The 16,136-nt window shown below is 46.4% G+C and carries 15 protein-coding genes; 9 read left to right on the forward strand and 6 right to left on the reverse strand.

The genetic code is table 11. The features are described from left to right. Nucleotides 1–82: 82 nt before the first annotated feature. Genes slmA through coaBC form a run of 3 tightly spaced genes read right to left on the reverse strand, consistent with a single transcriptional unit; the run spans nucleotide 83 to nucleotide 2,384 of the window. Nucleotides 83–676, reverse strand: a complete 594-nt coding sequence (gene slmA, locus JEZ96_RS01630) for a nucleoid occlusion factor SlmA (protein ID WP_011787731.1) — start codon at nucleotides 674–676, stop codon at nucleotides 83–85. A gap of 32 nt (nucleotides 677–708) precedes the next feature. Continuing rightward, nucleotides 709–1,167, reverse strand: coding sequence for a dUTP diphosphatase (gene dut / locus JEZ96_RS01635; RefSeq protein WP_011787732.1), 459 nt, complete (start codon nucleotides 1,165–1,167; stop codon nucleotides 709–711). Next, the gene (gene coaBC / locus JEZ96_RS01640; protein WP_041411886.1) at nucleotides 1,164–2,384 is read right to left on the reverse strand and encodes a bifunctional phosphopantothenoylcysteine decarboxylase/phosphopantothenate--cysteine ligase CoaBC; all 1,221 of its coding nucleotides are present in this window, start codon (nucleotides 2,382–2,384) and stop codon (nucleotides 1,164–1,166) included. The genes dut and coaBC overlap by 4 nt, the downstream gene beginning before the upstream one ends. A gap of 122 nt (nucleotides 2,385–2,506) precedes the next feature. On the opposite strand from coaBC, the gene radC reads away from it, so the two are divergent. The 5 genes from radC to JEZ96_RS01665 all read left to right on the forward strand — a co-directional run bounded on the left by radC (nucleotide 2,507) and on the right by JEZ96_RS01665 (nucleotide 5,998). Then, nucleotides 2,507–3,184, forward strand: coding sequence for a RadC family protein (gene radC / locus JEZ96_RS01645; RefSeq protein ID WP_025008051.1), 678 nt, complete (start codon nucleotides 2,507–2,509; stop codon nucleotides 3,182–3,184). A gap of 121 nt (nucleotides 3,185–3,305) precedes the next feature. Next, nucleotides 3,306–3,542 carry a 50S ribosomal protein L28 gene (gene rpmB, locus JEZ96_RS01650; RefSeq protein ID WP_006079870.1) on the forward strand — a complete coding sequence of 79 codons (237 nt, stop codon included), beginning with the start codon at nucleotides 3,306–3,308 and terminating at the stop codon, nucleotides 3,540–3,542. Nucleotides 3,543–3,548: 6 nt separating this feature from the next. Beyond that, complete coding sequence (gene rpmG / locus JEZ96_RS01655) at nucleotides 3,549–3,722, forward strand: 50S ribosomal protein L33 (protein ID WP_007651290.1); 174 nt, start codon at nucleotides 3,549–3,551, stop codon at nucleotides 3,720–3,722. 322 nt (nucleotides 3,723–4,044) lie between these two features. After that, nucleotides 4,045–5,364, forward strand: a complete 1,320-nt coding sequence (argA, locus tag JEZ96_RS01660) for an amino-acid N-acetyltransferase (RefSeq protein ID WP_025008052.1) — start codon at nucleotides 4,045–4,047, stop codon at nucleotides 5,362–5,364. Between the two features lie 115 nt (nucleotides 5,365–5,479). Further along, nucleotides 5,480–5,998, forward strand: a complete 519-nt coding sequence (locus JEZ96_RS01665) for a PH domain-containing protein (RefSeq protein ID WP_025008053.1) — start codon at nucleotides 5,480–5,482, stop codon at nucleotides 5,996–5,998. 46 nt (nucleotides 5,999–6,044) lie between these two features. Here JEZ96_RS01665 and rarD read toward each other — a convergent pair whose 3' ends face one another. Together rarD and JEZ96_RS01675 are read right to left on the reverse strand one after the other, a co-directional pair. Continuing rightward, nucleotides 6,045–6,929, reverse strand: coding sequence for an EamA family transporter RarD (gene rarD / locus JEZ96_RS01670; protein WP_011787764.1), 885 nt, complete (start codon nucleotides 6,927–6,929; stop codon nucleotides 6,045–6,047). Nucleotides 6,930–7,121: 192 nt separating this feature from the next. Continuing rightward, a complete protein-coding gene (locus tag JEZ96_RS01675; protein ID WP_014609675.1) occupies nucleotides 7,122–7,586 on the reverse strand; it encodes a thioesterase family protein in 465 nt (154 codons plus the stop codon). A 281-nt stretch (nucleotides 7,587–7,867) separates the two neighbouring features. Here JEZ96_RS01675 and recQ point away from each other — a divergent pair, with 281 nt between their 5' ends. Then, nucleotides 7,868–9,691 (forward strand): DNA helicase RecQ, encoded by a 1,824-nt coding sequence (recQ, locus tag JEZ96_RS01680; RefSeq protein WP_014609676.1) that lies wholly within the window; start codon nucleotides 7,868–7,870, stop codon nucleotides 9,689–9,691. Here the strand turns inward: recQ and JEZ96_RS01685 are convergent. Further along, entirely contained in the window at nucleotides 9,673–11,451 is a 1,779-nt protein-coding gene (locus JEZ96_RS01685) for a tetratricopeptide repeat-containing diguanylate cyclase (RefSeq protein WP_025008055.1), read from the reverse strand. The genes recQ and JEZ96_RS01685 overlap by 19 nt on opposite strands. A gap of 507 nt (nucleotides 11,452–11,958) precedes the next feature. Here JEZ96_RS01685 and leuA point away from each other — a divergent pair. The 3 genes from leuA to leuC all read left to right on the forward strand — a co-directional run bounded on the left by leuA (nucleotide 11,959) and on the right by leuC (nucleotide 16,116). Next, nucleotides 11,959–13,527 carry a 2-isopropylmalate synthase gene (gene leuA / locus JEZ96_RS01690; RefSeq protein WP_011787768.1) on the forward strand — a complete coding sequence of 523 codons (1,569 nt, stop codon included), beginning with the start codon at nucleotides 11,959–11,961 and terminating at the stop codon, nucleotides 13,525–13,527. A gap of 70 nt (nucleotides 13,528–13,597) precedes the next feature. After that, a complete protein-coding gene (leuB, locus tag JEZ96_RS01695) occupies nucleotides 13,598–14,692 on the forward strand; it encodes a 3-isopropylmalate dehydrogenase (RefSeq protein WP_025008056.1) in 1,095 nt (364 codons plus the stop codon). A 23-nt stretch (nucleotides 14,693–14,715) separates the two neighbouring features. After that, entirely contained in the window at nucleotides 14,716–16,116 is a 1,401-nt protein-coding gene (leuC, locus tag JEZ96_RS01700) for a 3-isopropylmalate dehydratase large subunit (protein ID WP_061783360.1), read from the forward strand. Nucleotides 16,117–16,136: the final 20 nt, after the last annotated feature.

Raw genomic sequence — 16,136 nt, forward strand, 5'->3', positions numbered from 1 at the left:
ATAAAACAAAAGTGCTAGTCAGACAAGGAGGGAACGCTAAAAAATAAAGGACGGTATTACCGCCCTTTATACTGAAAAATCATTAGCTTTGGAGTAGTTGATGTTGAATAAAACGCCACTGTTCATCGAAGTGGGTGGTCGGTTTGAGTTTGAATTCACTTCGCACAAATTGCGCAATTCTACCTTCGGCAAAGGCCAACAGTAAATTGGCTAATATGGCTTCATCTAAGTTAAAGCCTCTACCTTCCCGAAGTGTCTTTTCCCGTAAAATTTGCTTTAACTGGGTTTCAATTTTTGCAAATAAACTACTAATACGACTTCGCAGACGTTCATTTTCACCTAACAGTGCATCACCATTGAGTACTCGAGAGATCCCTGGATTACGTTCAGCAAAAATCAGTAGCAGTTGTAGCATGAGCTGGCAGCGCTTCATGGTATCTTTCTCATCATCCATGATGATGTTGATGCGTGAGAGCAGTGACTCTTCGATAAACTCAATGAGCCCTTCAAACATTCGCGCTTTACTAGGGAAGTGACGATAAAGTGCGGCTTCCGAAACCCCCACTTCTGAGGCTAGTTTTGCCGTAGTGATCCTTTGCCCAGGACTGGTTTCTAGCATTTGTGCTAAGCATTGCAAGATATGCTCACGACGATTAATTTTTGGGCTTACAGCCATTGCAGTATCCTTCGCTCAATAACGACTGGTAGTTATTTCGTGCCTGAATGGCCAAATCCACCTTCACCACGGTCTGAGCTGTCGAACTCATCAACGAGTTTGAATTGTGCTTGCACCACAGGGACAAATACCAGTTGTGCGAGACGGTCGCCAATGTCTAAAGTGAATGGACTATTGCTTCTATTCCAACAAGATACCATCAATGGCCCTTGGTAGTCGGAATCGATAAGTCCAACTAAATTTCCAAGTACAATACCGTGTTTATGACCTAGACCTGAGCGCGGTAAAATCACAGCGGCTAATCCTGGGTCGGCCACATGGATGGCAATGCCAGTGGGGATAAGCTGGGTTTCACCGGGGGCTATCGTCATTGTGGTATCTATCATGGCACGAAGATCCATACCTGCACTACCTAGTGTGGCGTAAGCAGGTAAAGGAAATTCTGAGCCGATTCGAGAGTCGAGAATTTTTAATTCAATCGGTGTTTTCATGTATTTATTTTTTCTTTCACTATCAACGAAAGTAATTGCCGTGCTAGCGTGAGTTTGTCGGTCGCAGGCAAATCTTGACTGCCGAGCGGCCAGAATACACGCAGGGCATTGGTATCGGCATTGAAGCCTTGGCCAGTAACTGAAACGTCATTAGCGGCGATCATATCCAAGTTTTTACGTTTGAGTTTATCGCGGGCGTAGGTTTCAACATCATGGGTTTCGGCGGCAAATCCCACCACAAAAGGACGGTTGGGCAAGCTCGCAACCGTGGCTAAGATATCAGGATTCCTTTCTAGCGCAAGTTGCATTTTTTCTGCCGATTTTTTGATCTTACAAGTAGCAATATCGCTAATGCGGTAGTCTGCAACGGCGGCGCAGCCAATAAAAATATTTTTCTTATCAACATTATCCATAACAGCGTCGAGCATATTTTGCGCAGATTCAACATCGATGCGTGCTACGCCTTCAGGGGTACTTAGGTTCACTGGACCTGAGATTAAGGTGACGGCTGCGCCCATATCCGCTGCGGCTTTGGCGAGCGCAAAGCCCATTTTCCCAGAACTGTGATTGGAAATATATCTGACGGGATCTATCGCTTCACGGGTTGGCCCGGCGGTGATCAGCACCGACTGGCCTGCAAGAGGCTGTGCAGAGACTTCTTTTGTTGCAAAAAAATCACTGGCTAGCTCGGCAATTTCTAGCGGTTCGAGCATGCGTCCAGGCCCCACCTCACCACAGGCTTGACTACCGCTGGCTGGACCCCAAAGGGTATAACCACGGCTTTGCAGGCTTGTTAAATTCGCTTGAGTGGCGAGATTACGATACATCTGTTGATTCATCGCTGGACACAGAGCGATGGGGGCTTCGGTAGCTAGGCAGGTTGTGGTAATTAACTCATCTGCCATGCCTGCATTGATACGGGCGAGTAAGTTGGCCGTAGCGGGGGCGATAATCACTAAATCGGCCCAACGAGCAAGCTCTATATGGCCCATAGCAGCTTCTGCCGCAGGATCCAGTAGGCTAGATGCCACAGGATGTCCAGATAACGCTTGCAGCGTGAGAGGCGTGATAAATTCCATCGCACTTTGGCTCATTACGACGCGCACATCAAAACCACGCTCTTTTAAGCGTCGCACTAAATCGGCACTTTTATAGGCGGCAATGCCGCCGCCAATGCCCAGCAGGACGTTTTTATTTGTGAGACTCACAGACATCATCCGAGATTGAAATAATGCCTCCAACGATACCACAACGCGGTGAATTTTAGTGACTATCCCAGTTCAAAAAATCTCGTCCATACTCAGTAAAGTGAAAATATGTGAGGTAACAAGGAGGTCACATGGGCATCAAAGATTGGCCAGAGGGAGAGGGGCCTAGAGATAAACTACTACAAAAAGGAGCAGCCTATTTATCGGATGCAGAGTTACTGGCCGTATTGCTGCGTAATGGTTTAGCGGGTCTTAACGCTGTCGATCTAGCTAGATCGTTGATCAGTGAGTTTGGAGGATTAAGAAATCTACTTTGCGCCCCTAAAAATCAGGTGTGTCGACTTCCTGGCGTAGGGCCTGTAAAATATGCTCAGCTTCAAGCTGCAGCTGAATTAGCGCGGCGTGTCGCACAAGAAAATCTACAAAGAGGTCAGGTTTTGACAAATCCCGATTTAACTCGGGACTATTTAATGAGACAATTAACTGACCGCTCCTATGAAGTGTTCGCAATTTTGCTGCTAGATAGCCAGCATAGAGTGATTCAGTTTGTCGAATTATTCCGCGGCACAATAGACTCAGCCTCAGTGTATCCACGTGAAGTGGTGAGCTTAGTGCTTGAAAAAAAGGCAGCTGCCGTTATAGTGTGTCACAATCATCCGTCTGGTATTGCCGAGCCCAGTCAGGCTGACAGACGAATAACTGAGCGATTAAAAAATGCGTTATCAACCATAGATGTATCCTTATTGGATCATATGGTTGTAGGTGATCGAGAGATAGTTTCTTTTGCGGAACGAGGCTGGATTAATTAATCTAACACTTGATCTTCACTCTGTGATCGTGTATAAAATGCGCCCTCTTTGTGCCTCGGGCGACGGCCATACGAGGCACATTAATGCTCGAGCGTTAAAATTGTTTTTGGAGAAGATTGACATGTCAAGAGTATGCCAAGTTACTGGCAAGAAGCCGATGGTTGGTAACAACCGTTCGCACGCAAAAAACGCGACCCGTCGTCGTTTTTTACCTAACCTACAAAACCACCGTTTTTGGTTAGAAGAAGAAAAGCGTTTCGTACAGTTACGTGTATCTACTAAAGGTATCCGTCTGATCGATAAGAAAGGTATTGAAGTTGTTGTTGCTGAACTTCGTGCCCGTGGCGAGAAGGTATAATAGATCATGGCTAAAGCTAAAGGTAATCGTGAGAAGATCAAATTAGTTTCAAGCGCTAAGACTGGTCACTTCTACACAACTGAAAAAAACAAGCGTAACATGCCTGAAAAAATGGAAATCAAAAAATTTGATCCAGTTATTCGTCAGCACGTTATCTACAAAGAAGCTAAAATCAAGTAATCCTTGGTTAGTGTTTCGAGAAAAGCCCCTTATTTAAGGGGCTTTTTTTTTGGTTTTTTTTAGTGGTTCGTCATCAAGTTGAGATTATTTCCTCACAAACTTAAGCTGCTGAATCAACTCCTGTGAAGTTAAAAAATTGTGAATACTCGCGGAAAATATAAAATAGTGCGGTTATAAGCACTTTAATTCATTAAAACTGTATTTTAGTGAGAATAAATTCTTTATATGTGAATTAAAATGCAATACCATACGCGAAAATTAGCGATTCACTCTTGGCGCGTCATCGTGATGCTGCCAGCACAAAATGAGGTGTAAATAACGCGTGCGTACCACTGAACTGGTTGATGGATTTCGTCATTCTGCCCCCTATGTTAATGCTCACAGAGGTAAAACTTTTGTGGTCATGCTGGGTGGTGAAGCTTTGGCTCAAAATCAATTCCGCGCCATCTTAAATGATGTCGCCCTGCTGCACAGTTTAGGGATTAAAGTGGTGTTGGTATATGGCGCTAGGCCGCAGATTGATGCTGCATTAGCCGCTAACGGTATTGCGCCTGCCTACCACGACGGTGTGCGTATCACGGATGAAGATTCGCTCAAAGTGATTAAGCAAGTTGCGGGGGCACTGCAATTTGATATCACAGCGCGTTTATCCATGAGTTTAAGTAATACGCCGATGCAAGGTGCGCAAATTAACTTAGTAAGCGGCAACTTTGTGATTGCTCAACCACTGGGTGTGGATAATGGTGTGGATTTTTGCCTGAGTGGCAAAGTTCGTCGTATTGATGTGCAAGGCTTAAAACGTCAGTTAGATAATCACTGCATCGTATTGATGGGGCCGATTGCGGCTTCGGTTACTGGTGAAAGCTTTAATCTCACCGCCGAGGAAATCGCGACTCAAGTGGCAATTAAGCTCAAAGCAGACAAGATGATCGGCTTTAGCTCACAGAACGGTATTCTCGATCGAAATGGCGATGTGATTGCCGAGTTGATGCCAAATGATGCGCAAAACATCATGAACAAGCTGGCCGAGCAAGGTTCTGCCTGTGTGGGCACTATGGCCTTCTTGAAGGCGAGTATTGATGCCTGTCGTAATGGCGTGCCGCGTTGTCATTTAGTGAGTTATCTTGAAGATGGCGCCTTATTGCAAGAATTGTTTTCCCGTGAAGGCATAGGCACGCAAATAGTGACCGAGAGTGCCGAGCGTTTACGCCGTGCTTCTATCGCCGATATTGGTGGCGTATTGAACCTTATTCGCCCATTGGAAGAGCAAGGTATTCTGGTGCGTCGCAGCCGTGAGCAGCTCGAGATTGAAATCGAACAGTTTATGCTGATTGAACGTGATGGCTTAGTGATTGGCTGTGCCGCGCTTTACCCTTTTGAAGAGGATAATGCCGGGGAGTTTGCTTGTCTTGTGGTACATCCTGATTATCGTGATGCCGACAGAGGTAGCCTACTGCTGAAGAATATTATTGGCCAGGCTCGTAGCCGTGGTTATTCCCGTTTGTTTGCATTGACGACTCGCAGCATTCACTGGTTTTTAGAACATGGCTTTGTGATTGAAGATGTTGATGCATTGCCGCAGAAGAAAAAGCAGTTGTATAACTATCAACGCCGCTCAAAAATTCTTGCACTCGATCTCTAAGTTATTCAACATTCAACGAATGCCAGCCTAGTACTGATATTAGTGCTGGCATTTTTATTGACATAATATGTCTTTGTTGGCAGATTAAGGCTTCACTGCACGGGAGATGCTGCCAATGAGCCCTCAATTTTTTGAACTCGCCCCTTTAACCCAGACTTCTATCTTCAGCTTTATCGTCTTATTGCTCGGGATCGCAGGTATCTTGCTGATGTTGTGGCTAAAAAACATGCCTAAAATAGCAAAATCAGCGAGTTTAGGCATATTGCTGGTGATGATGGGCGGATTTTCTTGGGTCTTTTATCAATCCAATAGCGCCGAATTAGTGTTAACCGATACAGAGCTCACATTGGATGTTCCTTTCTATAAAGTGCAGTTATCCCGCGCGGATTTATTACCTGCCGAGGCGCGCATAGTCGATTTGCAGCAAGAGGCAAATTTAACACCGAGCTTTAAAACGAATGGTATAGGTATGCCTGGATTTCAATTAGGTTGGTTTAACTTACAGGGGAAGACTAAAGCATTTTTGGCGATAACAGATAAATCGCAGTTAGTGTTAGTGCCAACGACTAAAGGCTACAGTTTATTACTGACAGTACCACAAGGGAGTGAGTTTTTAGCACAGTTACAGAAGTAATCATCAGTCATCACTTCTGCCACTGTGTTTATTGGCGTGATAATGTTTACGCTGGTTTGCGTTTATAGGCCATATCTAAGGTGAAGACTAACAGCGCGCTCCAGATAAAACCGAAGGTCACGCCTTTTTCGGCATCGAAGGGCTCATTGAACAGACTCACCGCGAGGATAAACATAATACTCGGGCCTATATATTGGAAAAAGCCGAGCATAGACAATGGAATACGTACCGCTGCCCCTGCAAAACAGAGCAAAGGAATCGTGGTGACTATCCCAGCCGCCATTAACATCAGATTTAATTGCCAATCGTTAGTCAGCATGCTCGCCGTGGCCGTGTCTAAGGTTGCGACGAGATAAACCAGTGCAACCGGTAATAGCACTGCGGTTTCGACTAATAAGCCTGCTTTGGCATCTACATTGACCTTTTTTCGCAGCAGTGCATAAAAGCCAAAAGTGCCAGCGAGTGCCAGTGAGACGATGGGAATTGAGCCAAAAGAGATTAACTGGATCAATACGCCAGCACTGGCGAGTGCGACCGCGAACCATTGTAATTTACGCAGCCTCTCACCTAGAAATAGCATACCGAGCAAGACGTTAAGTAGAGGGTTGATGAAGTAGCCTAGGCTGGCATCGAGCATGTGGTCGTTATTTACCGCCCAGATAAATAGTAGCCAGTTTCCCGCGATCAGGATGGAGGTAATGACGAGGACGATAAGCTGCTTAGGCTGTTTAAACAGTAAGCGTAAACGAGAAAAACCGCCGATAAATTGCATAATGATCAGCATAAATACGAATGACCAAATCACCCGATGAAGCAAAATTTCGGTGGCGGAAACATGGTTGAGTAATTTGAAATATAAAGGCGCAAAACCCCACATACAGTAAGCACTGACGGCAAGTAGGATCCCTTTGCGGTATTCACGATCTGGCATGAGACATCTTCGAAGAACAACAAGGTGGCGATTGTAGGTGTGTCTGACCGCTGACTCAAGGGCATCGCCGCGTTCTTTTCGTTACAGAATATCTCTGCCAGAGATTGAATGGACGATTAAAGTCATCATCAAGATGTTTACCTTAGTCCGTTTTGAACCATAAGACAGCAATAAACATCTAGAGTTAATCTCCTAACCAACCATATAAGTCCCTGTTCCAAAAGCGATATGCGTACCTTGCTCATTATGCAGTTCCATGCGGCATACTGAAACTCGATTACCCGCACGAATGACGCTGCCCGTACCCGTGAAGGTGAGACCGCGTCCCGGCCGCAGATAATCGACGCGCATATCAATCGTCCCTAAAGTTTGGAGGCGTTGTTGTAATTCTTCAATCGTCCAATCTTCACGGCTGGCGACCAGTCCTGCAAATGCGGTGAGTCCGCCGACCACATCCAGTACTGTAGCTGTGACACCGCCGTGGAGGATCTGTTGATGGATATTGCCAATAAGTTCTGGTTTCATATTGATGACCACTTCGACACCGTCGATATCGTAGCGTTTAATATCGAGCCCGAGCAGATTATGAAAAGGGACATGTTGATCAAAGACTTCTGCCACTCGGCTTAATATTTCGGCTTGGATTGGGCTTGTCATGGTTTCTGGTCCTTGTCACTGAGTGACGGTATTAGGCGTAATTGGATTTGTTATCAACACTTAGATTAGGAAAGTGCGGCTTAGAGCAATTAATCTACAGTGAACCTCACTACGAATGCAACTGTGCCACTAATGCTAAGTGCTCAGGCTAAGCGACTCAGGCGACGTGACTCTGATGAGGCCATGGCGGATTTTAAAGTACTTTAAATTCCCGCTGAATCCTGCATTTTGAGGTAGTTTGGGTATAGAATAGGCCCCCTCACTTTTGACATAGAAGATCCATGGAAAAGCTCGTACTCGACACGCATGATGATCCGCTCTCGCAACGCTTAGCACAGGTGTTTGGTTACCGTGACTTTAGGGACGGTCAGCGGGAGGTGATAGAACGTGTCTGCGGCGGGCAAGATTGTTTAGTGATCATGCCAACGGGCGGCGGTAAGAGTCTGTGTTATCAGTTACCCGCTTTGATGATGAATGGCATCACTATTGTCGTCTCCCCATTGATTTCTTTGATGAAAGATCAAGTCGATAGCTTATTGCAAACCGGTGTTGCTGCGGCTTATCTGAATTCTTCTTTGCCGCGAGAGCAGAGTGCCGAAGTATTAAGGCAGCTACGCCACGGTGAGTTAAAACTACTTTATGTGTCACCTGAGCGCTTATTAACCGCTGATTTTATTGAGCGTATGCAGTCGCTGCAGCTGGCGATGTTTGCCATCGACGAGGCGCACTGTATTAGTCAGTGGGGCCATGATTTTCGTCCTGAATATGCAGCACTCGGCCAGTTAAAACAACTCTTCCCCTATGTGCCTATGATGGCGCTGACTGCAACAGCAGATCAGGCAACGCGCCAAAGTATTTGTGAGCGTTTAGGTATTGATCCTTACCGACTATTATCGAGTTTTGATAGGCCGAATATTCGCTATACAGTGGCCGAAAAACTCAATGCCGCTAACCAGTTACGACATTTTCTACTACAACAAAATGGTAGCAGTGGGATTATTTATTGCAGCAGTCGTCGCCGTGTTGATGAGGTGGCCGATCGTTTATGCCTGCAAGGTTTTAATGCCAAGGCTTACCATGCGGGGATGACGCAGGAAGACCGTGGTGCAGTACAGGACAGTTTCCTTAAAGATCAAATTGATATCGTCGTTGCGACCGTGGCGTTTGGTATGGGGATCAATAAGTCGAACGTGCGCTTTGTGGTGCATTACGATATCCCGAAAAGCATCGAAGCCTATTACCAGGAAACGGGCCGAGCAGGTCGTGATGGGCTCGATGCTGAGGCTTTTATGCTATTTGATCCGGCCGATATTGGCCGAGTGCGGCATTTGATTGAGCAGTCAGAGCCGGGGCCGCAGCAACAGGTCGAATTCCACAAACTCAATACCATGGCGGCCTTTGCTGAGGCGCAAACCTGCCGCCGCCAAGTGCTGCTGCATTACTTTGATGAAAGTGCATTAGAACCCTGTGGTAACTGCGATATTTGCCTCGATCCGCCTAAGCGCTATAACGGCACCGAAGATGCGCAAAAGGTGCTGTCGTGTATTTATCGACTAGGACAGCGATTTGGTATCAATCACTTAATTGAAGTGTTACGCGGTTCGAAAGGCGCACCGATAGTCGATCGAGGGCATGACAAACTCACGACTTGGGGGATTGGTAAAGATAAAAGCCATGAATATTGGCTGAGTGTGATCCGTCAACTCATTCATCTGGGATTAGCAAGCCAAGATGTGACTCGTGGCTCCTCTATTACCTTAAACCCATCGGCACGGCCTGTGCTCAAAGGGGAAGTGGCGTTAATGCTCGCCGAACCGCGTATTCAGTTAACAACCACAAAACGTAAGGCGAGTCAGTCTAAAGCACCGCTTAATTATGACCGTAAGTTATTTGCGCGGCTAAAATTGTTGCGTAGAACCATTGCCGAACAGCAGGACGTGCCGCCATATTTAGTGTTTAACGATGCGACACTCGCAGAAATGGCGGCCATGATGCCAACGAGTGCGGGTGAAATGCTCGCGGTTAACGGGGTTGGCGAGCGTAAACTCAGCCGTTTTGGTGACGATTTCCTTGATGAGATTGCAGCTTATTTAGCTGGAGAGTGATTATCCTGACTATTTTCACTGATCTTAATCTTACCTAATTGATTGATGCCAGCGCGCTTAATCAGAGATTCTAAAGTGTCAAACTGCTGCAATGCGGCAATGCCAATATAAACTCTATTCGACCCCTGCCAAGGTTGAATCGCTGCCGTTAACTGATTGACAACACGCTGCGCCCCCATCGCTGAGGTATGGGGTAATACAATTACTATTTCATCCATGGAATAGCGGATGAGTTTATCGTGCTCACGTAATTTATGTTGTAGCTCATCTTGCAGTGGTGGCAGGTCTACTTGACGGATCTGGCTGGCATTAAAGAGCAGCAGTGCCAGGGGATAGTTGCCTTGTTTTGCGCTGTTTAGGGCCGATTCCAATTGTTGTATTGGGGATAATGACTGGCTGTCATTATCCGTTGCTGGGACGCGATTATTTTGTTTATCAATAAAATACCAAATAGCACCGCCCAGTATTGTCATCGCAAGTAAAAAAAGAGTGCTATATGCCCAATCTAGATTGAGTTCATCAAGGATGTTAGGATTTTGCGTGTTAGGCGCAGTTTCCTGCGGTAAATCTTGTTGATTGATGCGTGCTTTGAACTGCAATATACGAGTATTGTTCATCGCTTCATTTGCGAATTCTGAAGCCTGATGACGTTTTAGTAGAAAGTCATATGCCTGTTTAAAATCTCCTTTATCTACGTAATAGTCACTTAATATTCGGTAGAATTCTTTTAAATCTGAGTATTGCTTTAAACTTTCTCCCTGTTCAATTGCGGATTGCATTAGGGTTAATGCTGCCTCATCTTGAGATTGGGCGAAACGGATCTGTGCCAAGAGACGAGTAGAGCGCATCACGGCAACGAGCTGGTTTTGTTTTTGAAAGCTATTGATACTGATGGAAATATATTCTTCGGCTGTATCTATACGTCCTTTATCTAAGGAGATAGAGGCCAAAATTGCATAGCTGTAAGCGAGTTCTAAGGGGGAGCCTATTTCAGGAAGTAAGGCTTTTGCTTGTTTTTCGAGTTGGTCACTATAGTCAAATTCTTGATTATCGAATGCAATACGTGAGGCATTACGAAGAATGACATGCAGTACTTTTCCTTTTGCATCAGAACTTTGCAGCGCTAAATTGGTGTAATACATGGCCTGTGGAAAATCATGGGTGGCATAGAGTAAATTACCCATAGCGGCATATATGTAAGCCTGCGGCGGCCAAATCCAGTTTTGTGTTTGGCTATGAATATCAGGATAAATATCAATCGCAAGTCGTAAATCTTCGATGGCCGATGAGAAGTTGTCTGTATCTGTATCGAGTTGTCCTCGTAATCTTAAACTATCAATTAAAGACTGAGGTTGTTGGTAGCGTCTAGCGAGTGTAATGGCTGAATCGAGTAATGGCAGAGCATTCTGGATATTATTGTTATTAAGGTGTGCTTCGGCTTGGCATGTTAAAAAGTAGGGACGAGCTTGATCGAGTTTCAGTCGTTTAGCTTTTGCTTCACCCAACTGGGCGAGATTAATCGCGGCTTTATTTTCCCCTAATTGCAGCAAGTTTTGGCACTTCAAAATACTGAGACGGAGCTGATCAATGTCTGATGCTTTTTCCGTTACGGGTTGTTTTTCAAGGGTTGCTATTTGATTAAAGGCTTTAGTCGGATATTGGTAGATGATTTCGGTCAATTCATCGAGTTGACTGTTAGCACAGGCATTAAGAGTAACAAGCCATAAGAGCATGCTCAGTGCCAAGACGCGAAAATCCATTTTGTGCTCCATAGAATGCGTAAACTCTATTATCCATAATCAGTGAGGCTGGATTATAACTTTTCTTAATCATTTTTTGCATAAAAAACTATTTTTTTCTAAGTGAGATAAATTAACACATCTGAATGATTTCTGAATCCAAACAGCGGGTTAATTCTGTGGGAACGATCACTAATTGAAGGATAAAACTCGCAATTAGTTGGCTGATGACAAGTCAAATCAGTAGAACATGAAAAAATTGGGGTTGACACTATCGGCTAGGCAAGTTAAATATTAACCGTCCTCAATAATTCAAACAGAATAAATATACAGATTAAATGAATATTATTAGCCGCAAACTCGACCTCCTCCTCTCTCTCCTCGCGGTTTATACGCGGAGGTCTTAGTGTTGCACGCTCGATAAAGAGGCAAAGCATTCACAAACCCCGCACAAATGTTGCGGGGTTTTTTGTATCTGAATACGGCAAAAATTAACTAACGAACGGTGACGTTCCATGGAGAAGCGAGATGTCTAACAGAGTCATAATATTTGATACCACCTTGCGTGATGGTGAGCAGGCGTTAGCCGCAAGTTTGTCGGTCAAAGAAAAGCTACAGATCGCTATGGCGCTGGAACGTCTCGGTGTGGATGTGATGGAAGTGGGTTTTCCAGTTTCTTCACCCGGTGATTTTGAGTCAGTGCAGACCATAGCACGCACCATCAAAAATAGCCGCGTTTGTGCCTTATCCCGTGCATTGGAAAAGGACATCGATGCAGCGGCGCAGGCTTTGTCTGTCGCTGATCAATTCCGTATCCATACCTTTATCTCGACCTCGACTATTCACGTTGAGAGCAAGTTGAAGCGTTCTTTCGACCAAGTGTTAGAAATGGCGGTGGGCGCAGTGAAATACGCCCGTCGCTTTACTGATGACGTGGAATTTTCCTGTGAGGATGCGGGGCGTACGCCCATCGATAATCTATGTCGCATGGTAGAGGCCGCCATTCTTGCTGGCGCGCGCACCATTAATATTCCCGATACGGTCGGTTATACAGTGCCAAGCGAGTTTGGCAATATCATTCAGACTTTGTTTAATCGGGTGCCGAATATCGACCAAGCGGTGATCTCAGTGCATTGCCACGATGACTTAGGTTTATCTGTGGCTAACTCGATTACCGCTGTACAGCACGGTGCGCGTCAAATTGAATGTACCATCAATGGCATAGGTGAGCGTGCGGGTAACTGTTCACTGGAAGAGATCGCGATGATCTTAGCGACGCGTAAGGGAATGTTAGGGCTAGAAACAGGCATTAATGCTAAAGAAATTCACCGTACTTCTAATTTGGTCAGCCAGTTATGCAATATGCCAGTGCAGGCGAACAAAGCAATTGTCGGTGCTAATGCTTTTACTCATTCGTCAGGTATCCATCAGGATGGCATGTTAAAAGCACAAAATACCTATGAAATCATGACGCCAGAAAGCATAGGTTTGAATCGCAATAACTTGAATATGACCTCTCGCTCGGGTCGCCATGTGATCAAGCATCGCATGGAAGAAATGGGCTATAGCGAGCACGATTACAATATGGATACTCTGTATGAAGAGTTTCTAAAATTGGCAGATAAAAAAGGCCAAGTATTTGATTATGATCTAGAAGCCTTAGCCTTTATGGAAGCACAGGCCGAAGAAGACAATCACTATCAATTGCAGCAATTAGTGGTGCAGTCTGACTCAACTGAAGGCGTTGCTACGGCGACTGTGCGTATCGAAGTGGGCGGCGAAATTAAAACCGAAGCCGCAACGGGTAATGGTCCTGTTGATGCTGCCTATAACGCGATTGCTCGCGCAACCGATCGTCGAATCGATATCATCAGCTATAAGTTAGGTGCTAAGGGCGTAGGTCAAAATGCCTTAGGCCAAGTGGACATTACCGCGGTTTACCACGAGCAGAACTTTCACGGCGTAGGTTTAGCGACCGATGTGGTCGAAGCCTCGGCGCGCGCTTTAGTGCATGTGATGAACTTAACGTGCCGCGCAGACAAGGTCGCCGATTACAAACAAAGCATGCAAAAAAATCGAGAGCTAGGCGGCGTCTAGTCGCTAAAAGCATCCAAAGAATAGCAAGGTCGAGCATAAAGCATTTACATTTAAAGGAGTTGGCTGGCGTATGAGTTATCAAATAGCAGTATTAGCAGGGGATGGGATCGGTCCTGAAGTGATGGCAGAGGCGCGTAAAGTGCTGCGTGAAGTGGAAGCACGATTCGATTTAAATATCGAATACACTGAATACGATGTTGGCGGTATTGCCATTGATAACCACGGTTGTCCCTTACCCGATGCCACGCTAAAGGGCTGTGAAGCGGCCGATGCGATCCTATTTGGCTCGGTAGGCGGCCCTAAGTGGGAAAAGTTACCGCCAAATGAGCAACCTGAGCGCGGCGCGCTATTGCCACTGCGTGGTCACTTCGAACTGTTTTGTAATCTGCGCCCAGCTAAATTGCATGATAGTTTAGAGCATATGTCGCCGCTGCGTAGCGATATCTCCGCCCGTGGATTTGATGTCTTATGTGTACGCGAGTTAACAGGGGGCATTTATTTTGGTAAGCCAAAGGGTCGTCAAGGTGAAGGCGAAAATGAAGAAGCCTTCGATACCATGCGTTATAGCCGCCGCGAAATTAGCCGTATCGCCCGCATCGCCTTCGAAGCCGCCCGTGGTCGCCGTAAAAAAGTGACCTCAGTGGATAAAGCCAATGTGCTCGCCTGTTCAGTGTTATGGCGCCAAGTGGTAGAAGAAGTGGCGATGGACTTCCCCGATGTCGAGCTTGAACACATCTATATCGATAATGCGACCATGCAGTTGCTACGTCGTCCCGATGAGTTCGATGTGATGCTATGTTCTAACCTGTTCGGCGACATTTTATCCGACGAAATCGCCATGTTAACGGGCTCTATGGGCTTGTTGTCATCGGCGAGCATGAACAGCACTGGCTTTGGTTTATTCGAACCTGCGGGTGGCAGTGCGCCGGATATCGCAGGTAAAGGCATTGCAAACCCTATCGCCCAAATTCTGTCGGCGGCATTAATGCTGCGCCACAGCTTAAAGCAAGAAGAAGCCGCCTGTGCGATTGAACGCGCCGTAAGCAAAGCATTAAATTCTGGCTACTTAACTGGTGAGCTATTGAGCAGCGACAAGCGTAGCCAAGCTAAATCAACCGCCGAGATGGGTGACTTTATCGCCAATGCTATAAAGGAAGGTGTGTAATGACGACTGTGCCAAAAAACGCGGTGGCAAAAACGCTGTATCAAAAAGTATGGGATGCCCACGTTGTAGCGACTCCTGAAGGTGAAGCGCCGATCATTTATGTCGACAGACATTTAGTCCATGAAGTGACTTCTCCCCAAGCATTCAGTGGCTTAAAAGTGGCGGGCCGCAAACTGCGTGCACCGGAAAAAACCTTTGCTACTATGGATCACAATACTTCGACCCGTAGCGCCAGCTTGGATGCCCTAAGCCCAATGGCGCGCACACAGGTTGAAACCTTAGCGCAAAACTGTAAAGACTTTGGCGTGCGTTTATACGACATTCATCATCCTAATCAAGGGATTGTGCATGTGATGGGCCCTGAGTTGGGTATTACCTTGCCGGGCACTGTGATTGTCTGTGGTGATTCCCATACCGCGACCCATGGCGCCTTTGGCGCATTGGCGTTTGGCATTGGCACATCGGAAGTTGAGCATGTTTTAGCAACCCAAACCCTGCGTCAGTTAAAAGCTAAGACCATGAAGATTGAAGTGCGTGGTCATGTTAGCGATGGCGTGACCGCCAAAGATATCGTACTCGCCATTATCGGCAAAATCGGCATGGATGGCGGCACGGGTTATGTGGTGGAGTTCTGTGGTGAGGCGATTGAAGCCCTGTCGATGGAAGGTCGCATGACAGTGTGCAATATGGCGATTGAAATGGGCGCTAAGGCTGGCATGGTCGCGCCGGATCAAACCACTTTCGATTATTTAGCAGGCCGCGAGTTTGCACCCAAGGGCGAAGATTGGGCAGAGGCTGTCGCTTACTGGCAAGCCATAAAAACCGATGATGGCGCCGTGTTTGATGCTGTCGTTGAGTTAGATGCCGCCGATATTGCGCCACAATTGACTTGGGGCACTAACCCTGGCCAAGTCGTAGCGATCGATGGAAAAGTGCCAAATCCTATTGATGAAGCCAACCCAAGCACCCGTGCCAGCATGGAAAAGGCCTTAGAATACATTGGCCTGAGTGCGGGTACGCCGATGACAGACATCAGTATCAACAAAGTGTTTATCGGTTCTTGTACTAATTCGCGGATTGAAGATTTACGCAGCGCTGCCGTGCATGCTAAAGGTCGTAAAGTCGCGAACGGTGTCACTGCGATTGTCGTACCTGGTTCTGGGCAAGTGAAAGCGCAAGCCGAAGCCGAAGGCTTAGATAAAATCTTTATCGAAGCGGGATTTGAGTGGCGTTTACCGGGTTGCTCTATGTGTTTGGCGATGAACGATGACAGATTAGAGGCGGGCGATCGTTGTGCTTCGACCAGTAACCGTAACTTCGAAGGTCGCCAAGGCCGTGGTAGTCGCACCCATTTGGTGAGCCCGGCGATGGCCGCCGCCGCTGCGGTGGCTGGGCATTTTGTCGATATTCGTAAACCTTACTAATTACCGTAAACCCAAGAGGA

The sequence above is a fragment of the Shewanella putrefaciens genome, assembly GCF_016406325.1.
Classification (GTDB): Bacteria; Pseudomonadota; Gammaproteobacteria; order Enterobacterales; family Shewanellaceae; genus Shewanella; species Shewanella putrefaciens.